21 protein-coding genes and 1 tRNA gene are annotated in these 19454 nt (G+C 55.9%); 4 read left to right on the top strand and 18 right to left on the bottom strand.

The features are described from left to right. Positions 1-44: 44 nt before the first annotated feature. Positions 45-1940 (top strand): OPT family oligopeptide transporter, encoded by a 1896-nt coding sequence (locus ABDK75_RS05135; RefSeq protein ID WP_346005138.1) that lies wholly within the window; start codon positions 45-47, stop codon positions 1938-1940. A gap of 3 nt (positions 1941-1943) precedes the next feature. Here ABDK75_RS05135 and ABDK75_RS05130 read toward each other — a convergent pair whose 3' ends face one another. The 3 genes from ABDK75_RS05130 to ABDK75_RS05120 all read right to left on the bottom strand — a co-directional run bounded on the left by ABDK75_RS05130 (position 1944) and on the right by ABDK75_RS05120 (position 3938). Beyond that, positions 1944-2528, bottom strand: coding sequence for a hypothetical protein (locus tag ABDK75_RS05130; RefSeq protein WP_203547551.1), 585 nt, complete (start codon positions 2526-2528; stop codon positions 1944-1946). 236 nt (positions 2529-2764) lie between these two features. Next, positions 2765-3328 (bottom strand): cob(I)yrinic acid a,c-diamide adenosyltransferase, encoded by a 564-nt coding sequence (locus tag ABDK75_RS05125; protein ID WP_211508345.1) that lies wholly within the window; start codon positions 3326-3328, stop codon positions 2765-2767. A gap of 16 nt (positions 3329-3344) precedes the next feature. Further along, complete coding sequence (locus ABDK75_RS05120) at positions 3345-3938, bottom strand: DUF4142 domain-containing protein (protein WP_346005137.1); 594 nt, start codon at positions 3936-3938, stop codon at positions 3345-3347. A gap of 116 nt (positions 3939-4054) precedes the next feature. On the opposite strand from ABDK75_RS05120, the gene ABDK75_RS05115 reads away from it, so the two are divergent. After that, positions 4055-4483, top strand: coding sequence for a DUF423 domain-containing protein (locus ABDK75_RS05115; protein ID WP_046901347.1), 429 nt, complete (start codon positions 4055-4057; stop codon positions 4481-4483). A gap of 4 nt (positions 4484-4487) precedes the next feature. On the opposite strand, the gene ABDK75_RS05110 is transcribed toward ABDK75_RS05115, so the two are convergent. Further along, positions 4488-4826: a hypothetical protein gene (locus ABDK75_RS05110; RefSeq protein WP_052750061.1), complete on the bottom strand. Its 339-nt coding sequence runs from the start codon at positions 4824-4826 to the stop codon at positions 4488-4490. A gap of 72 nt (positions 4827-4898) precedes the next feature. On the opposite strand from ABDK75_RS05110, the gene ABDK75_RS05105 reads away from it, so the two are divergent. Then, positions 4899-5423: a thioredoxin family protein gene (locus ABDK75_RS05105; protein WP_408874316.1), complete on the top strand. Its 525-nt coding sequence runs from the start codon at positions 4899-4901 to the stop codon at positions 5421-5423. A 49-nt stretch (positions 5424-5472) separates the two neighbouring features. On the opposite strand, the gene ABDK75_RS05100 is transcribed toward ABDK75_RS05105, so the two are convergent. From ABDK75_RS05100 to ABDK75_RS05045, 12 genes are all read right to left on the bottom strand, one after another. Beyond that, a complete protein-coding gene (locus ABDK75_RS05100; RefSeq protein ID WP_346005136.1) occupies positions 5473-7161 on the bottom strand; it encodes a M3 family oligoendopeptidase in 1689 nt (562 codons plus the stop codon). A gap of 41 nt (positions 7162-7202) precedes the next feature. Then, positions 7203-8414, bottom strand: coding sequence for a pyridoxal phosphate-dependent aminotransferase (locus ABDK75_RS05095; protein ID WP_346005135.1), 1212 nt, complete (start codon positions 8412-8414; stop codon positions 7203-7205). Then, the gene (locus tag ABDK75_RS05090; RefSeq protein ID WP_346005134.1) at positions 8411-9613 is read right to left on the bottom strand and encodes a pyridoxal phosphate-dependent aminotransferase; all 1203 of its coding nucleotides are present in this window, start codon (positions 9611-9613) and stop codon (positions 8411-8413) included. Before ABDK75_RS05090 ends, ABDK75_RS05095 begins: the two co-directional genes overlap by 4 nt. 165 nt (positions 9614-9778) lie before the next feature. Next, the gene (gene leuB / locus ABDK75_RS05085) at positions 9779-10888 is read right to left on the bottom strand and encodes a 3-isopropylmalate dehydrogenase (protein ID WP_086633647.1); all 1110 of its coding nucleotides are present in this window, start codon (positions 10886-10888) and stop codon (positions 9779-9781) included. Continuing rightward, on the bottom strand, positions 10885-11511 hold the full coding sequence (leuD, locus tag ABDK75_RS05080; protein WP_064273079.1) for a 3-isopropylmalate dehydratase small subunit: 627 nt from the start codon (positions 11509-11511) through the stop codon (positions 10885-10887). Before leuD ends, leuB begins: the two co-directional genes overlap by 4 nt. Continuing rightward, positions 11511-12938, bottom strand: coding sequence for a 3-isopropylmalate dehydratase large subunit (gene leuC, locus ABDK75_RS05075; RefSeq protein WP_211508337.1), 1428 nt, complete (start codon positions 12936-12938; stop codon positions 11511-11513). The genes leuD and leuC overlap by 1 nt, the downstream gene beginning before the upstream one ends. 20 nt (positions 12939-12958) lie before the next feature. Further along, positions 12959-13351 carry a 50S ribosomal protein L19 gene (gene rplS, locus ABDK75_RS05070; protein WP_010504000.1) on the bottom strand — a complete coding sequence of 131 codons (393 nt, stop codon included), beginning with the start codon at positions 13349-13351 and terminating at the stop codon, positions 12959-12961. A 24-nt stretch (positions 13352-13375) separates the two neighbouring features. After that, positions 13376-14080: a tRNA (guanosine(37)-N1)-methyltransferase TrmD gene (trmD, locus tag ABDK75_RS05065; protein ID WP_046901338.1), complete on the bottom strand. Its 705-nt coding sequence runs from the start codon at positions 14078-14080 to the stop codon at positions 13376-13378. Beyond that, positions 14077-14619: a ribosome maturation factor RimM gene (rimM, locus tag ABDK75_RS05060; RefSeq protein ID WP_099212093.1), complete on the bottom strand. Its 543-nt coding sequence runs from the start codon at positions 14617-14619 to the stop codon at positions 14077-14079. The genes trmD and rimM overlap by 4 nt, the downstream gene beginning before the upstream one ends. A gap of 31 nt (positions 14620-14650) precedes the next feature. Next, complete coding sequence (rpsP, locus tag ABDK75_RS05055; protein WP_099212690.1) at positions 14651-15001, bottom strand: 30S ribosomal protein S16; 351 nt, start codon at positions 14999-15001, stop codon at positions 14651-14653. 40 nt (positions 15002-15041) lie between these two features. Continuing rightward, positions 15042-16457, bottom strand: a complete 1416-nt coding sequence (gene ffh / locus ABDK75_RS05050; protein WP_346005133.1) for a signal recognition particle protein — start codon at positions 16455-16457, stop codon at positions 15042-15044. A 129-nt stretch (positions 16458-16586) separates the two neighbouring features. Next, on the bottom strand, positions 16587-17108 hold the full coding sequence (locus ABDK75_RS05045) for a Spy/CpxP family protein refolding chaperone (RefSeq protein WP_211500616.1): 522 nt from the start codon (positions 17106-17108) through the stop codon (positions 16587-16589). 226 nt (positions 17109-17334) lie between these two features. On the opposite strand from ABDK75_RS05045, the gene ABDK75_RS05040 reads away from it, so the two are divergent. Beyond that, positions 17335-17424: transfer RNA gene (locus ABDK75_RS05040), tRNA-Ser, on the top strand. 367 nt (positions 17425-17791) lie between these two features. On the opposite strand, the gene ABDK75_RS05035 is transcribed toward ABDK75_RS05040, so the two are convergent. Together ABDK75_RS05035 and ABDK75_RS05030 are read right to left on the bottom strand one after the other, a co-directional pair. Next, on the bottom strand, positions 17792-18337 hold the full coding sequence (locus ABDK75_RS05035) for a cytochrome b (RefSeq protein ID WP_346005132.1): 546 nt from the start codon (positions 18335-18337) through the stop codon (positions 17792-17794). Beyond that, on the bottom strand, positions 18334-19419 hold the full coding sequence (locus tag ABDK75_RS05030; RefSeq protein WP_346005131.1) for a catalase family peroxidase: 1086 nt from the start codon (positions 19417-19419) through the stop codon (positions 18334-18336). Before ABDK75_RS05030 ends, ABDK75_RS05035 begins: the two co-directional genes overlap by 4 nt. Positions 19420-19454 lie beyond the last annotated feature (35 nt).

Here is a 19454-nt window from a genome sequence, read left to right as displayed (position 1 = left end):
GTAATGCCCGAAAAAACAACGCGACATCACAGGATCGCCCCACCATGAAACTTATGGACAGCCGCGAACTGACCTTGCGGGGCATCATTCTGGGTGCCCTGATTACCGTCGTCTTCACGGCAGCAAATGTCTATCTGGGATTGAAGATCGGCCTGACCTTCGGCTCCTCCATTCCTGCGACCATCATTTCAATGGCCGTACTCCGTCTGATGGGCGGCGGGACGATGCTCGAAAACAATATGGTGCAGACGCAGGCTTCTGCGGCAGGAACACTCTCCTGCGTCTTCGCAGCACTGCCTGGCCTCATCATGGTCGGGTATTGGCACGAATTTCCATATTTTGTCTCACTCCTGCTGACACTTGCAGGAGGCATGACCGGCGTCATCTTCACGATCCCGCTGCGTCGAGCATTGGTGAAGAATTCTGATCTCCCGTATCCGGAAGGTACCGCCTGCGCTGAAATCCTGAGAGCCTCTTCTCCTGAAGGCGATGCCGAGAGCCTGCGTTCCCTGACAAAAGGAAGCCTTGTCTCTGCTGCCGTTGCTTTGGCGACATCAGGGCTCAGACTACTGTCCGACGGCGTTTCGGCCGCTACCAGCTTCGGCGCGTCCGTGTTTCGTCTGGATATCAGCTTCTCCCTCGCACTTCTGGGAACGGGTTATCTTGTCGGCATCGGCGGTGGCATTGCCATGCTGCTGGGTGTTCTGATGGGCTGGGGCGTTATGGTTCCCATCCTGGGACATCTGAACCCGGCCGCTGACCCTATGGCCGCGGCGACAGGTTTGTGGCTTCATAAAGTGCGCTTCATCGGCGCCGGAACAATTGCCGTTGCCGCAATCTGGACGCTGCTCGCACTGGCCAAACCTGTTGCGATCGGACTGAAAGAATCTCTGTCCGTTAAGCATCGCGCGTCACAGGATGAGAGCGACCTGGATCTCGCGCCGCGCACGTTGATCGGCCTGAGCATCGGGCTGGCTCTCGTTCTTTCTGGACTGTTTACCCAGTTCCTGTGGCCTGCAATGCCACACGGCGCATCCCTTGTGACGCTCGTTGTTCTGGGGTTGGGCGCCTGTTTCGGTCTCGGCTTTCTGGTCGCGAGTGCCTGCGGTTATATGGCGGGCATTATCGGATCATCGTCTTCCCCGATTTCGGGCGTCGGAATTATCGCGATCATTGCCATTTCCGTCACACTCTGGGGACTGGAAAGTGGCGGCGTTCTTTCGCCCGACCAACGCCCAACGGTTATTGCATTCGGATTATTCGTACTGTCTGCCATCACGGCGTCTGCTGCTGTATCAAATGATAACCTGCAGGACCTCAAGACCGGACAGTTAGTTGGAGCGTCTCCCTGGAAGCAGGAAGTTGCCCTCCTCATAGGGTGCGCTGTTGGTGCCGTGGTTATTCCATGGGTCTTGCAGACACTTTATCAGGCCTACGGATTTGTTGGAGCGATGCCCCGCGCGGATATGGATCCGACCCGAGCTCTCCCAGCGCCACAACCCGCGCTCATGGCTGCCATCGCGACAGGTATTCTCTCACACAACCTCGACTGGCTGATGCTGGAAATCGGGGCGGTGATCGGGATTGTACTGGTTATTGCGGATATTCTTCTGAAGCGACGTAATCTCGCTCTGCCGCCTCTAGCCGTTGGTATGGGAATTTACCTGCCCGCCAACGTGTCCGTGACGATCGCGATCGGAGCAGGCCTTGGCTGGCTGCTGCGCAAGTCCCCTAAAGAACAGGGTACAATGATCGCATCGGGCTTTATTGTCGGAGAAAGTCTGGTTGGTGTGGCCGTGGCAGCCCTTGTGGGTGCCACAGGCAGCACGGAAACACTGGCCCTTCCCATTCCTGACATGGTTCGGTCAGGATTAGGCTGGGCTGTGTTTTTAGGCATCATGATATGGTTCGGGCGTTCTGTAAGACGCCCGAGAGCCTGAACTTCAGGCCTTTACCCACCACTGAACAGGTTCCGGCTCATCGAGAAGAACAGCCGGGGCCTCAACAGCGGCCTTCTCGACTTTTTTCACTACAGCTTCGTCCTGCACTTCCTTACGCGGACGTCCAACAGGACGCGGCGAACGGCGGGCAGCTTCAGCAGCCTGCTCACGGGACTGGTGAAGCTGTGCTTTCAGAGACTGAATTTGGTCCTGATGCTCACGCAGATGACGATTGAGTTCCGTAATCTGGATTTTGGCGTGAGCCTCGCGCGTTTCATATGTTTTGAGTTGCGTGCGGGCTTCAGCCAGATAACGCTCTGCTTCTTCCCAGCGACGCTGCTCACGCTTTACAGACTGGCGAAGACGTTCAATTTCGTCCTGGTCGTCCTGGCTCGGAGCGTTGCTGCGCTGTGCAAATCCACGGCTTGCCTGATGCTCAACAACAACCTGACCATCTCGCACAAAGCGACGGCGACGTTCTGTTGTTGGCGTGATGGGACGCGCCTTCTGGGGACGGGAAGATCCTGATCCCAGACGAGCAAGCGCCTCTCGCAGTTTGTCTTCACTAACCTGCTGATCGTCCTGCATTCTTCGTTTTTTCAACCAATTATAAAATTTGTTCTATGTCACCTGATCAGAATGCCCACCTGAAATGACGGAGGCTCTGAAAGGCGTAAAGCCGATCAGAAAAAAGCATGTCCTGACAAGGAAATGAAAGTCGACACTGCCGGGTTTCTAACTCATTCCGGTGTATCAGACTGAATTCTTTTATCAGATCTTATATGTCCTGTCATCAACACAATAAGACTGTATTCATCTTTCTTTTACTGCCACTGACCCGGTTGCCAGAGAATGTCATCTGCTCCGTGAGCATTGGCATGACGTGCAAGAACGAAGAAATAATCAGAAAGGCGGTTTAGAAACCTGAGCCCTTCCTGAGGACCATGCTCCAAAATCACAATCCGCCGCTCCGCGCGCCGCGCAACAGTCCGGGCCATGTGGGCATGTGCAGAAACAAGAGAACCGCCAGGCAGAATAAAGCTTTTGAGCGCCGGCTGCTGAAGACGCATGTCTTCGATGCGTTCTTCCAGCCAAATAATAGCTTTTACTGTAAGACTCTGCGGACGTTCTTTATCCGGAATACATAAATCTGCCCCTAAATCAAAAAGACAGGACTGTATCTTCCGAATATCAGAGGAAAGATCTCGTATACTTTCCTCTGATCTCAGAGAGCAATCGAGCAAACCAAGTAGAGCGTTCAGCTCATCGACCGTCCCCATGGCCTCAATTCTCGGACAGGCTTTTGAGACACGCGTTCCGTCTCCCAGTGAAGTCTGCCCTGAATCGCCGCCACGCGTTACAATACGATCAAGCCGAACACCCGTCATAATTGCCCTCTAACGCTCAGTGACGACCGAAGTGATGATGATGACCTTTGACAGTCTTCGCGCCGCTCAGGTCCTGCGCACGAGTCGTATGGTCCTTGAGCATCTTCGTGGTGTCTGATGCCAGCGTCTTGATATCGGCCGTTCCGCCAGACTGCGATGCCGTTGCCAGAGCACTGCTGAGAGCAGGCGTTTGAACGCTCACGATTTCACGCAGGAAAACACGATCAAAAGCAGCGCCATACAGATGACCGAAAGATGCAACATGCGCCTCATCGCCAGCATTCAGCTTGTCAGTGACGGTCAGGTTGGCGTCGCTCGCCACCTTGGCAACAGCCTTGCGGTTAGTCGTGTGATCACTGACCACTGTTGCAGCGAAAGCCTTCACAACATCGGTGTTGCTATGCGTCGCAGCCAGGGTCGCAATGCTCACCTGCGTCAGATCCATGGCATCGATCTGCTGAAGAAATGCGGCATCCGCAGTCGAAAGCGTATAGGTTGATGCAGCAGACGGCAGCGCTGGTGCTGGCGGTGCATCCGGGGCATTACAGGCGCTCAGGCCTGCCAGCATGGCAATCGAGGCAAGAGCTGCGAAGCGTGCAGTAACTGTCATGAAGAGACATTCCTTCCATCTGCGAGACCAGGACAATGTCCCAGCCACTCTGGCTGAATGGTCCCGGCTTCAAGCGGTCCATTCATGTTCGGCACCACTCATGATACATTCAGGCCATGTCCGCAAATTCTAGCACGCATGATTTTTCCGGTGCCTTCCGCTTCTGTTTCATTGCAGGAGCTGTCGAAGGCGCATCCGGAGTGGTTCTTGGGGCGCTTGCCTCTCACCTCCCCGACCATATGTTTGCCATCCCCAATGGCCGTGCTGTTCTGCACTCCGGGGTGGACATCCTCATGTGGCACGCCATCGCACTCTGTGCGCTTTCACTAGGAGCGCGCTTTCTGACGCTACGCCTGGCACGTCTTGCATGTCTGACGATGCTGGCAGGCACCCTGCTCTTTTGTGTCTCCGTCACGCTTTTCGCGCTTTTTGATCTGAAAATCGGGACACTTTCAGTAGCCCGCATAGCCCCTTATGGCGGTACCTTGCTGATTTTAGCATGGCTTCTTGCAGCAGTGTCCGGACTAAGACGGCGCTCAGCCTGAGACTTCAGGATCTGTTTCTGATCATCTTAAGAGCAAAAAGCCCAGCCACCTGAACGACCAGCGCCACGGCAAAACAGAACAGAATAATACCTACAAGAATGAGCTGTTCCCGCCCGAGCGCCGTTTCAATATGAAACACGCTGTAAAGCGACTGCCAGGCATGCGTCGCCGCAGTCTTCTGAGAAAGCTTTACGGCAGGTTCCCAGAAACGAAAAATGGCGGCAAGCGCCAGGGTAAGCCCAACGAGGACAACCGTCCTCAGGAGCGTCTCCAGAATACTGACTTCTGCACCCTGCTGAGCGGAGGGCGATGAAGGTGAACCGTGTTGCGTTATCAAAAGCATGACCTTCCGAATGAAGTAGGCTTTAATCGTTTTGCTGTGACACTGCGTTATGTGATGCAGACCACTCGATCAATGAAAGCCTTTTTTATGCGCGTTTCCCTTCTTGCCGCCGCCGGACTGGGTCTGGCGCTTTCCGCACCTTTTTCAGCACAGGCTGCAAGTACGCCTGCGCCCAAACTGACGGAAACATCAGCCCCGCCGGTCGCAACACCCTATCCAGACACGTCCGTCGCCCAGAAGCAGGTGCGCGATGCCTTTGCGCTCGCTGCCAAAACGGGCCGTAAGGTGCTTCTCGATTTCGGCGGCAACTGGTGCCCGGACTGCAAAATGCTCTCCGGCATTTTTGCCCTGCCCGACGCCAAGGCATGGCTGGACAGCCAGTTTGTGATCGTCCCGGTGAATGTTGGGCGCATTAACACCAATCTCGATCTGGCTCAGAAATACGATGTGACGATCAAGGCTGTTCCGACCGTCATTATTGTGACGCCAGATGGAAAGGCCCTGAACGGCGACGGCTCCAAAGCTCTCGGGAATGCTCGCAGCATGTCCCCACAGGCCGTTCTTGACCTGATCTCCGAGTGGAACAGTCGCGGATAAACCGTTCATTCTGGCTCTGAAGTTACCCTTCAGAGCCAGAACCGTTGCCTCAGATTCCGAGTTCCTGCTCGGCTTCATGAACGACTTCCGCCAAAGCATCCTCCTCAAACGGGGATACCAGACCGGCATCAGCCACAAGCTGTGAGAACGGCTTGGAGCCGCCTTCCGAGCACAGCTTGCGATATGTCTCGAACGTGGCTTCCCGATTCATACGGGAACGAAGCCAGAGTTGCAGTGCACAGCACTGAGCCAGAGCATAATCAATGTAATAAAATGGCAGACGATAGATATGGAGCTGGGCCTGCCAGCGGCCACCTTTTGCCGGATAAGCCAGATCGCCCCAGTCCCGCCAGGGCATGTACATTTTCTCCAGGCGTGCCCAGGTCTCGTGCCGTTCTGCCGCTGTCATTTGCGGATTGGCATACACTTCATGCTGGAAGTGATCGACACAAACACCATATGGGAAAAATGAGAGCGCATCGATGAGATGCATCCGGCGATACCGGTCCCCGGCCCCGTCTTCGACCAGCGTATCAATTTGCGGCCAGGTCAGAAATTCCAAGCCCATGGAATGAATCTCGGCGGCTTCCATGGTCGGCCAGAGCTGATCGACCCAGTCCTGATCGCGGCTTTTCCAGTTCTGGAAAGCATGACCCATCTCGTGGGTAAACACGCCGATATCGTTATGAGTACCATTGAAATTGGCAAAGATGTAAGGGCTACCAATGGTCGGGAATGAGGTGCAGAAGCCACCGCCTGCCTTGTTGTCCCGGTTTTTCAGATCAAGATATCCGAGATCCCGCATCTGAACGTAGAAATCACCCATTTCGCCTTTGGGGTCGAGCGCACGGAACATGCCCTCTGCCCGAGCCACAAGCAGATCATGATCTCCTGCTGGCTCCGGATTCCCCTGCAAATCGATCAGTGCTTCGTCCCAGGCCCAGACCTTGTCCCATCCCATTTTAAGGCGACGGCGTTCCAGCAGTGACTGAACCAATGGGGTAACAGAACTGAGAACCTTTTCCCGGAAGGATGCCACCTGCTCCGGGCCGTAATCTGTCCGGCGCATCCGGCGGTAACCCAGCCCGATATAGTTCTCGAACCCCAGCGTTTTCGCCATCCGATCACGCAGCTCAACCAGACGCCCGTAAAGCGTATCCAGTTCTTCGCCATGTTCTTCGAAAAAGGCCCAGCGTGCCTGCTCGGCAGCATGGCGCACGTCCCGATCTGAACCCTGCAAATATGGCACAAGCCCTGACAGGTTCAGAACCTTGCCATCAAAGGCAATTTTCGCCGAGGCCAGGAGCGCCGTGTATTCACCCGTAAGGCGCGCTTCTTCTTCCAGATCCGTGCTGATCCGAGGATCAAACGTCGTGGTGTCTGCTTCCCACAAATGAACCACATGTGGCGTCAGGAGTGCTTCCAGACCGGCACGATCAGGGTCTGCCAGCAGACGCTTCTTGATGATGACTTCATGGTCCGTCGCAACAGGCGACAGGCGATCCGCATAGTCACGGTCCGCCTTCGCCGTCTCGTCTTGTGTATTGCGGGAAAACTGAAGATGAACGTGGGAGGCCCAGGATTCATACTCTCGCCGAGCGGCGTCAAAGGCCTTGAGAGCCTCTTCGCGCTGCCCGCGATCAAGCAGCGACGAAATGTCCGCGTAGCGCGCCTTAAGAGACGCTTCGTCTGGACGGGGGAAAGACAGGTCAGAGAACGGAGGGATTGTCTGTGTCATGATCCAATTCTGACACTCCGCTCCGTTTCCGTCCATGCTTCTCAGGTTTTGCGGATACCTTTTACAAACCCATCAATGCGGCGGCATGCCTCCGCAAGCTGGTCATCGGACGCTGCACATGAGAGGCGCAGATAAGGGCTAAAGCCAAACGCAGTTCCCGGAACGGTCGCAACATGAGCCTCTTCAAGCAAGGCCTCTGCAAATGCCACATCCGTATCAAGCAATCGCCCACTGGCAGAAGTGCCGCCAATCAGTTCGCCAACACCCGGATAAACATAGAAAGCGCCTTCCGGAACGGCACATGTCAGTCCTGGAATAGCCTGAAGCGCTTCAACCATCTTATCCCGACGACGCTGGTAGGTTTCGCGCATCTGCTCAATACGATCCAGCCCACCTTTCAACGCAGCAGCAGAGCCTGCCTGAGCAAGTGTGCAAACACCGGACGTTGTGTTCCCCTGAACTGCAATCATCGCCTTGATGAGCGGCGTCGGACCACATGTAAAACCGACGCGCCAGCCCGTCATGGCATAAGCCTTGGCCATACCGTTAATGACCAGAATGCGGTCTGCCAGATCAGGCGCTACCTGCAAGATGGACAGATGCCTGCGACCATCGAACGTCAGGTGCTCGTAAATTTCATCAGACATGACAAGAACATGCGGCGCCTCGCGCAAGACATCGGCAATGGCTTCAAGGTCATGACGTTCAAGGATGGCACCGGTGGGATTGTTCGGAAAATTGAGAACCAGCCAACGGGTTTTAGGCGTAATCGCAGCCTTGATTGTCGCTGCGTCAGGCCGGAAACCATTCTCTTCCGGGCAGGGAATTTCAACGGCCGTCCCACCCAGCATCCGGGCAATCAGTGGATAGCTGACCCAGTAAGGCGCAGGAACGATAACTTCGTCCCCATCATCCAGCGTTGCCGCAAAAGCATTATAGATGACTTGCTTGCCACCATTGGCCACCATAATGCGGTCAGGCGTGAGCGTCAGATCATTATCCCGCTTGAACTTATAAATAATGGCGTCAATCAGCGCCTTCTGGCCCGGAATGGGAGGATAACCCGTATCGCCAGCCAACCCCGCCGCATAAGCCGCTTCAATGGCTTCTGGCGGTGATGGAAAATCCGGCTGTCCAAGGGCAAGTGAGATGACGTCTTCACCCTCCGCCCGTAATTCGCGGGCCCGCGCTGCCATAGCGATAGTGGCTGGCTTGGGGAGTGTTGCCAGACGGGATGCGATGCGAAACGTCATGACAGGCCCTGACAGAACTGCTGAATGCGGGTGCAGGCTTCCTTCAGAAGCTCGGTGCTGGTGGCATAGGAAATCCGGAAATATCCGGGCGTCAGGAAAGCACTTCCATGAACTGCGGCAACGCCCGTCTCATCCAGAAGAGCCGTGACAAAGGCTTCGTCACTGTCGATCAGATGACCACCCTTACTCGTTTTTCCAAGCGTTCCCGCGATAGATGGGAACACGTAAAACGCGCCTTCCGGCTTTGCACAACTCAAGCCAGGTGCGTCATTGAGCATGGACACCACAAGATTGCGGCGCTGCTCATAAACACTCACCATTTCCCCAATGAAATCCTGCGGGCCTGAAACGGCCTCCTTGGCCGCAGCCTGAGCAATGGAGCACGGATTGCTCGTGCTCTGTCCTTGCAGCTTGATCAGCTGGCGCGTCAGTTCCACAGGCGCGGCAGAAAAACCAATCCGCCAGCCCGTCATGGCGTAGGCCTTAGACACGCCATTCATCGTCACCGTTCGGTCCCGCAGACGCGGTTCGACCTGCACAAACGTCTTGGCGACGGCGCCTTCATACATCAGCTTGGCGTACATATCGTCTGTCAGGATCCACACATGCGGATGCTCTAAGAGAACCTCAGTCAGCGCCTTGAGATGATGTTCGTCGTATGCGGCACCTGTAGGATTGCAGGGCGAATTCAGCATCAGCCATTTCGTCTTGGGCGTAATCGCAGCGCGAAGCTGGTCCGCCGTCAGGCGGAAACCATTCTCAGCCGTTGTCTGGATTACGACAGGTGTTCCGTCTGCCAGCGAGACGATATCGGGGTAAGACACCCAAGCCGGAGCCGGAATGATGACTTCATCGCCCGCATTCAGAGTGGCCACCATCACATTATAAATGACCTGCTTGCCACCCGTCGAAACGCAAATTTCCTCGGCGCGGTAATTCAGATCGAAATCAGCGTTCAGTCGGGCCGCAACTGCTTCACGCAGCGGCATCGTACCCGCGACATCCGTATATTTCGTCTCGCCATTCTGAATGGCCCGAATGGCGGCCTGCTTGACGAAATCCGGCGTATCAAAATCCGGCTCACCAGCTGAAAGACTGATAATATCGCGGCCCTCTGCCTTCAGGGCACGGGCTTTCTGGGTAATCGCAATCGTCTGGCTCGGAAGGATACGGTTCAGACGGTCGGCAATGAGAGACATGATGGGTTCCCGGTGGCTTTATCGCGCAGAGACCCTAGCGCCGTCCGCCCTCATTTGACCACAGCCCATCGGCACATGACTGACACGTTTTTTGTGCACAAAAAAAGCCGGGCGGCTCCTTTATGGAACTACCCAGCCCTTAAGTAGAGACAATTTAAGATAAAATCAGGCCAGCTTTTCCATTTCACGCAGAACAGCCTGTCCCATCATATCCGTACCAACACGAGCCATGCCTGGAGACATGATGTCAGCGGTGCGCAGGCCGCTTGCCAGCACGTTGGACACTGCCTTTTCAATCAGTTCCGCATCTTCAGCCCGGTTGAGCGAGTAACGCAGCAGCATCGCAAAGGAGAGGATCTGCGCCAGCGGGTTTGCAATGCCCTTGCCAGCGATATCCGGCGCGCTGCCATGGATCGGCTCATACAGCGCATTGCGCTTGCCATCTTCACGCACGATACCGAGCGTTGCAGACGGAAGCATACCCAGAGAACCCGTCAGCATGGATGCCAGATCGGACAGAATATCGCCGAACAGGTTGCCCGTAACGATCACATCAAACTGGTTCGGGTTACGAACGAGCTGCATGGCGCAGTTATCGGCCAGCATGTGGGACAATTCCACATCCTGATATTCGCGCTTGTGCAGATCAGTGACGACTTCCTTCCACAGGAGGCCGCTTTCCATCACATTGCACTTCTCTACGGAACAGACGCGATTGCCACGCTGACGGGCCATCTCGAAAGCAACGCGGGCAACACGCTCGATTTCGGACGTCGTGTAAACTTCCGTGTTGATCCCACGGCGGGAACCATCCGGAAGGGTCTCGATACCACGCGGCTCACCGAAATAGATACCACCGACCGTCTCACGGACGATCATTATATCCAGCCCGCGCACCACTTCCGGCTTCAAAGCAGACGCATCAATAAGCGCATCAAAAAGCTGGGCCGGACGAAGATTTGCGAAAAGCTCAAGCTCTTTGCGCAGCTTCAGAATGGCTACTTCAGGGCGTTTGTCGAACCCAACATGGCCCCAGGCCGGATCACCGACCGAGCCAAACAGAACCGCATCGGACTTCCGGGCAAGGTCGATAACTTCATCACGGATAGGAACACCATGGACAGCAAGAGAAGCCGCGCCAACGAGTTCTTCCGTAATGTCCAGCTTCAGGCCACGGTTCGCGTCCAGCCAGTGCACGATCCGTGCAACTTCACGCATGACTTCCGGGCCGATACCATCACCGGCAAGAACAAGAAGCTTGTGGGCTTCACTCATTTTGCAGTTCCCATGCTGATTGACGGCACCCATGCACGGCTGGCCTGATGTTCAAAGCTACTGATTTCCGCATCATGCGCCAGCGTCTGGCCAATATCGTCCAGACCTTCGAGCAGCATGTGACGGCGGAAGGGGTCAACTTCAAACGGCACAACATTCCCGTCCGGGCGAATGATGATCTGCTTTTCCAGATCGACCGTCAGACGGGAATTCGAACCTTGGCGTGCATCACCCATCAGTTCGTCACAGATTTCCCGTGGCAAACGGATCGGCAGGATACCGTTCTTGAAACAGTTATTGAAAAAAATGTCGGCAAAGCTCGGTGCGATGACGCAGCGGATACCGAAATCCAGAAGAGCCCACGGAGCATGCTCACGGGAGGAGCCACAACCGAGATTGTCATAAGTGATGAGGATTTCAGCCTGACGATACGGCTCTTTGTTCAGAACAAAGTCCGGGTTCTCGTTACCATTCTCGTCGTAGCGCTGCGCGGCAAAGGCGTTCTTGCCAAGACCCGTGCGCTGGATGGTCTTCAGGAAGCGCGCCGGAATGATCTGATCGGTATCAATGTTCTCATTTGGCATCGGAGCCGCAATGGCGGTCAGTTCCGTGAACTTGTCCATCAGACGGTTTCCTTCATCAGCTCACGCACATCACATAGCGTGCCCGTGACAGCCGCCGCGGCAGCCATGGATGGGGAACACAGATGCGTTCTGCCGCCCGGCCCCTGACGACCCTCAAAGTTACGATTGGACGTAGAAGCGCAACGCTGTCCCGGCGTTAGACGATCCGGGTTCATCCCCAGACACATCGAGCAGCCTGCCTCGCGCCATTCAAAACCGGCATCAAGGAAAATCTTGTCCAGCCCTTCGGCTTCGGCGGCTTCCTTCACGAGGCCCGATCCCGGCACGATCATCGCGCGAACGTTCTTCGCAACATGACGACCGCGCACAACTTCAGCAGCAGCGCGCAGATCTTCCAGACGGCTGTTGGTGCAGGAGCCGATGAAGACCACATCGACGGGCGTTCCGGCAATCTTCTGGCCAGCCGTCAAACCCATGTAATCCAGAGCGCGCTGAACCTGCGCAGCCTGAGCCGGATCCTTGAAATCAGACGGGGACGGCACGATGCCATCAATCGGCAGAACGTCCTGCGGGCTGTTACCCCATGTGACGGAAGGCACAATGTCTTCGGCCTTCAACGTCACTTCCGTATCAAAATGAGCGCCTTCATCCGATGCCAGCGTGCGCCAGTAAGCACAGGCCTGTTCAAACGCTTCACCCTTCGGCGCAAACGGACGGCCATTCACATATGCAAAAGTCGTTTCGTCGGGTGCGACCAGACCAGCCTTTGCACCGCCCTCAATGGACATGTTGCAGAGTGTCATGCGCCCTGCCATGTCCAGATCGCGGATTGCAGAGCCGGCAAATTCAATCACATGCCCGGTGCCGCCTGCCGTACCGATCTTGCCGATAATGGCCAGCATGATGTCCTTGGCTGTCACGCCCGGACCCACTTTGCCCTCGACAGAAACACGCATGTTCTTTGCGGGTTTCTGGAGAAGCGTCTGGGTCGCCATGACGTGTTCGACTTCGGAGGTGCCAATACCAAATGCAAGGGCGCCGAGTGCGCCGTGCGTCGAGGTATGACTGTCACCGCAAACGATCGTCATGCCTGGCAGGGAAATGCCCTGCTCTGGCCCGACAACGTGAACGATGCCCTGAGACGCGGAACGGAGCGGGAAATAGGGAACGCCGAACTCAGCGACATTCTTCTCCAGCGTTTCGATCTGGAGACGGCTTTCCGGCTCTTCAATCGGCTGGGAACGGTCGGACGTGGGGACGTTGTGGTCCACCACGGCGACTGTTGCGTCCGGACGGCGCAATCGCCGTCCGGCCATCCGCAGACCTTCAAAAGCCTGCGGGCTTGTCACCTCGTGAACGAGGTGACGGTCGATGTATAGGATGCACGTCCCGTCTTCAAGGCGGTCAACAACGTGATCGGCCCAGATCTTGTCAAACAGTGTTCTGGGCGAAGAAGAAACGGGCATCCTTATACTCCAACCTTGACTTAGGAAGCGGCTTTTTCGCCAGCCTTCGGCAGATCGCGCGGGCGCTCTGCAATACGTGCAGACTTACCCGAACGGCCACGCAGGTAGTACAGCTTTGCGCGACGCACCTTACCACGACGCACCACTTCGATGCTGGCGAGGGACGGAGCGTACAGCGGGAATACACGCTCCACGCCTTCACCGTTGGAAATCTTGCGAACCGTGAAGTTGCTGTTCAGGCCCTTGTTGGAACGGGCAATGACAACGCCTTCGAAGTTCTGCACGCGCTCACGCGTACCTTCAACAACGCGGACGCCAACGCGAACCGTGTCACCTGCGATGAATTCCGGAACGGCGCGAGCCGCGGAAAGACGTTCGATTTCGCGCGCCTCGTACTGCTGGATAATGTTCATGACCAAACTCCTGGAAACAAAAATTCAATGAACCTGCTGTCGCGCCAGGTACGCATCCCAGAGATCGGGGCGACGCGCCTTCGTGACTGCGATTGACTGTTCATGACGCCAGCGGGCAATGGCGCCGTGATGACCGGACAGAAGGATTTCAGGCACTTCGCGCCCATCCCAGACTGCCGGCTTGGTATATTGCGGGTATTCTAGCAGACCTTCGGCAAAACTCTCGTCCTGTCCGCTGATCTCAGATCCCATAACTCCGGGAAGCAGCCGTACACACGCATCCAGAAGAGTCAGAGCAGGAATTTCTCCGCCTGACAGTACGACATCGCCCATACTGAACTGTTCGATGTCGTGCTTTTCCAGTACGCGCTCGTCTACCCCTTCAAAACGCCCGCAGAGGACGACAACACCGGGCCCAGCCACAAACCGCTCCGCATCTTCATGCGAGAGACGACGTCCGCGGGGTGTTGGGTAGATGACGGGTCGACCATCCAGCGCGGGAAGCGCCGAGAGAGCCGTATCCAAGACATCCGCCCGCATCACCATGCCAGCTCCACCACCAAATGGCGTATCATCCACCGCACGATGGCGGCCCTGTCCGTGAGCACGCAGGTCATGCGCTTCACAGGACCAGATGCCACGTTCGAGCGCCCTGCCCGCTAGGGAAAATCCAAGCGGCCCCGGAAACATGTCCGGAAACAGGGTCAGGATGTCAGCGCGCCAACTCATACCCGAACCTGTACCTCTCCATCGAGATCACCTGCGACCTCGACTTCAACTGGCGGCACGACGGTCACGCGACGGTGCGCGAGATCGACATGCGGCACACAGGCCAGCGTGAATGGAACGATCAGACCTCGATCAATCTCGATGCTGACACCCGCACCATAGTCATGAACTATGGAGACGGTTCCAAGCACTTCGCCATCTTCGGAAACTGCAGTCATGCCGATCAGGTCGGCATGATAGAACTCGTCTTCCTCGACGGCCGGCAGAAGCTCACGCGCAACATACAAACGACGGTTAACCAGTCGTTCGGCAGCTGTGCGGTCTGGCAGAGTGTTCCCCTGAGCGTCTGTCAGAGCAGCCACTCCCGGAGAAACCCAGCTTGCTGTCCATACAACCCCACGCTCATCATGCAGCGCACCGAACATCTCGACAGAAGCCGGATCATCAGTAGCTGCATGAAGATGAACCAGACCGCGTACGCCATGCGGACGACCGATGGTCGCGATCAGGACATCACTGTCAGGTTTAAAGGGTGGCACGGATCAAGCGTCCTGAAACGTCAGCAGTAGATCAGGCTGCGGCAGCTGCAGCAGCGGCTGCTTCTGCAGCGCGAGCCTGAGCCTTGGCCTTCGGAGCGGACTTCTTCGGCTGCTCGCTGTAAGCAGGCTTCGGAGCCAGACCAGCGTTACCAAGGAAACGTGCAACACGGTCGGTTGCCTGCGCACCGTTGGACAGCCAATGCTGGATGCGCTCGCCATCAAGGCGGATACGATCAGCATGGTCGGACGGCAGCATTGGGTTGTATGCGCCAACCTTTTCGATGAAACGGCCATCGCGCGGGCTGCGGCTGTCTGCAACGACGATGTGGTAGTACGGACGCTTCTTGGCACCAGCGCGTGAAAGACGAATCTTGAGGCTCATGAAAAACTCCTGAAAGACAAACTTGAAAACTTGATGCTGATCAGACGAAAGGCGGGCGCCCACCGGGCTTGCCCATCCCCTTCATCATGTCGGCCAGACCACCTGCCCCACCCATTCCGCGCATCAGGCCACCAAGGCCCATTTTGCTGATGCGCTTCATCATTGTGGACATGTCGTCAAACTGCTTGAGCAGACGGTTCACTTCCTGAACCGTCGTTCCAGAACCTGAGGCGATCCGTTTTTTACGGGATGCCTTGATGATTCCCGGCGTTTTGCGCTCCTGCTTGGTCATCGAAGAAATGATGGCCTTGTGACGTTTGAAAATCGACGTGTCGATCTCCTTGTCACCCAGCATATCCTTGATCTTACCCATACCAGGAAGCATGCCGAGAATGCCCGAGATCGACCCCATACGGTTGATCTGGTTGATCTGGGACACGTAGTCATCCAGATCAAACTTACCGGCGAGCATCTTTTTGGCTACGCGCTCGCCTTCTTCGTGGTCGAGCGTTTCCGCTGCGCGTTCCACAAGGCCAGCAACGTCACCCAGCCCCAGAATACGGCCAGCCACACGTTCCGGATGGAATTCTTCGAGCGCTTCCAGCTTTTCGCCAGAACCCGTCAGCTTGATCGGTGCGCCCGTAATGGCCTTCATGGACAGTGCAGCACCGCCACGGGCGTCACCATCCATACGGCTCATGACAACGCCGGTAATACCGACGGCTTCATTAAAGGACTTGGCTGTATTGACAGCGTCCTGCCCCGTCATCGCGTCCACGACCAACAGCGTTTCTACCGGGTTCGTGACAGAACGGATCTCGCGAACCTCGCCCATCAGAGCTTCGTCGATAGACAGCCGGCCAGCGGTATCGAGGATGACGATATCGTAGCCTTCGCGACGGGCTGTTTCCAGCGCACGCTTCGCGATATCTACCGGCGACTGCCCCGCTACGATTGGCAGAGACTTTACCAGCCCTGTAATCGCGTTGACGCGCTCAGCAAGCTGCTGAAGCTGGAGCTGCGCTGCTGGACGCTGCACGTCCAAGCTCGCCAGAAGAATCTTCTTGCGCTCACGGGAAGAGAGACGCAGGGCGATCTTACCCGACGTCGTGGTCTTTCCCGAACCCTGCAGACCAACCATCAGTAATGGAACTGGCGGCACGGCTGAGAGATTCAGAGGAGCAACACCGGCGCCGCCGAGCGCGTCAATCAGGGCATCGTTAACGATTTTGGCGACAGCCTGGCCAGGAGAAACGCTTTCCAGCACTTCATGACCAACTGCACGCTCACGCACCTTATTGACGAAGTCCCGCACGACAGGCAGCGCGACGTCCGCCTCCAGCATCGCGAGACGAACTTCACGCATGGCCTCGGTGACATCAGCCTCCGAGAGCTTTCCATTTTTGGAAAGCCCTTCGAGGACACCGGACATCTTACCTGAGAGTTGATCGAACAACGGGCCACCTTATAGCAAGCAGAAACACGCCACTGCGCGAGCCTTCGCGATGTGGCGTGTCCGGAAACAAGTTCGCTCTATCGCTTCGCGACGCGGACGTCAAGCAATAGAGCGCCTCAACCTTAGAAATCAGGGTGCAGGCGGCGGCCCGTCTTCGGGCGGATGGCCCATAATGGCGTCCAACTGATCATGGAGCGAACGAATTTTCTCCATGGTCGCGTTCGCTTGGCGGCGCTGCTCAGGAGTCAGGATATCATGAAGCTTCTCCTGCGTCTCCAGTCGAGCCTGCGCTTCCTGCACATGCAGGTCGGATTCCTGCTTGGTCAGATCAGCGAGGAGCGTGCGATCCAGATCGCCCTCCACAGAAAGAGCCGTGCGGATCTTGTCCCGAAGAGCCTTCAGCTTTTCATGCCGAGCCTTCATCTCCTCATGGCCTTGGCTGAAAATCTTATGGACCTGAGCCTTCTGGGCCTCAGTCAGAGTTATTCCCGGCGGGAACGGCGGAAGCATGCCCCCGGGGCCCGGCCTGCCATGCATGCCATCAGGCTGCGGTCCAGGCGCACCCGGATGGGCGTGTGCCAGAGCGGAACCAGCCAACAGCCCAACGGAAGCTAGAGCCGGAAGGAGAACAGAAAGACGAAATGCCGTCATGGATGCTATATCCTTGATGGTGATGAGAGGCGAAAAAGCGTTCCCGCCCCATTCCCTTCAAGATGGCAGTTTTTTCGTTACAAAACGCCCCATGTCCTGTTTCGAAGAGTAAACCCCTCCAAGGTATGTAACAAAGAAGGAGGCTTGACGTGAGCGCCATCTCATCGCATGTAGCCGCCCACGTCCTGCACGCAGGACACGACTCCCGATTTTACGGTTGGGGTCTGGAGAGGTGGCCGAGTGGTTTAAGGCAGCGGTCTTGAAAACCGCCGTGCGTGGAAGCGTACCGTGGGTTCGAATCCCACCCTCTCCGCCAGATAAATCAAAAATTCTCTATCAAATCATGTTTTTACAGTTACTGCTGCCACTTGTGATGTGCAGTGCCCACAACGGCATGAGGCTTACACAACAGGTCAGAGTAATTTGCCTGACACCGCGATGCTCGAGCCGATGGAATGAAACGGGCTCACTAAGAAAAACGTTTTCCTCAACTATTCCCATTCTCCTTATAATAAAACATGGGCCTTTCCGATAATAAAATCTGGCACAATCGACCATAGATTTCCGGTTAATCAACTACACTACGATTTTGAAATAATAGATTTTTTCTCATATTATTCTCAGAGAAAATTACACGGTTGTAGGGCATTAAGCCCTACAACCTCACCTTCACTGAACACAGTCTACTTTGCGCGTTTTGCCCAGGCCATACTTCCAAACACTCCGTCACGGCGGATCAGGCCATGAAACAGAGCGACCCCGATATGGACCAAAACAAGCCCGAAAAGTGCAAAAGCCAGGATCGAGTGAATAAAATGGAGCCACGCCCAAAGAGCAGGATCATGAGGCAAAATTGGTGGGAGAATAACTGACTGTCCCCACAAAGGGATGGGAAAGCCACCGGCGGAGAGCATTCCCCAGCCCACAAGAGGCAGCGCAATCATCAACCCGTAAAGCAGAACATGCGAGGCTTTAGCCGCATACTTTAAAAAACGGGGTAGATCATTTGGTAGCGTTGGAGCGGATGATCCGAGACGATTTCTCAAACGCAGGATAGCCAGCACGAGAATCGCAATCCCCAGAGGGCGATGCAACGTCACTAGCCGATGATAACTGGGCCCTACTGAAGACGCCATGAACAGACCGCTGAACAGCATGCACATAATCATTACAGCCATAAGCCAATGCAGCGCACGCGATAAAAGCGAAAATGATGCCTCTTGGTTCATGATTTTTTGCCTTCGGAAGGCTGTATCAGACTGGGCGTAACCGCGCTCGGGCCACGCCTTTCGCCAGAACGCAGTAAAAATGACTTCATATAGGCGGCGGACCGAACCTGAAGGATCGGATCACCCGACGGCTCAATGCCCGGCGGCAAAATGAGAGGATCAAAGGTAATACCCGTACAAGGGGCGCCATCTTCGCTTTCAATGGACGCCAGAGTCAGAGTTCCAGCATCGACTATCCGGTCGTCGCGGGCCCAGATCTGACTGGGATCGTCAATGACATCATGCGCTCCTGCTACAGTCACCATCAGACGCCATTGCAGAGGATGCTCGTGAATATCACCGATCAGTTTACGAAATAGATAGTCATGGTCCCTCGCCTCTCCGTTGGCCGGCTCGGCGGGTTGAATCGGCACCATGGCCCACCGCACGGCCGTTTTCGAACCGTCCGCAGCGACCAGTATAAAGCTATCAAGACTGTGAAACGTATCGTCTGCGAAGCCTGATGAAATAACGCGATGAGCATTTTCCTCAGCCGCAGACTTGAGCCAGGGATGCGTCGCACCGAACGTATTCGTGCGCGAAGGGTTAGGCTTTCCAGTTGCAGGATCGATTTGTTGAGATGCAAAAAAATCTGCGACGTCGTGCGCATCGCGCAGCGGAAGAACTGGCGGATCGTTCATGCCAGTCCGCCATTCAGGAGCGTCGTGCGGCATAAACCGCAACGCCATGCTTCGCACAGTGGCGGCATTATCTTGAGCATAAGGCTGCCCGACACCGAGAGCGAACCGTCCAATGACCGGTACATGCTGTTCACGAAAGACCGCAGCTCGTGACAAATTTGCGGCGTCACCACTCGCATCAAACCATCCGCTGACGCAGACGCCTTTGGCGTGGGCCCTTCGAAAGCCATGTCCATAGCTCCCGGCGTTATGCAATTCTCCCATCAAACGGTTCTGCGTAACACGGTCAGGAGAAAAACAGCCTCCCGCCCAAAGAAAAGCCAACGCAAGCGCCGCGGGCGCAGCAATAACACCGAACCAGCGGGCAGCGGTGGTTAAGGAACCTGCGTATTTTTGATCCATGGGTTTCTATCCAATGCAGCTATCTTCCATGAAGA

Source organism: Gluconobacter sp. OJA, from assembly GCF_039638325.1.
Classification (GTDB): domain Bacteria; phylum Pseudomonadota; class Alphaproteobacteria; order Acetobacterales; family Acetobacteraceae; genus Gluconobacter; species Gluconobacter cerinus.
The sequence above is the reverse complement of the archived record's forward strand: the minus strand, read 5'-3'. Positions and strand labels throughout refer to the sequence as shown.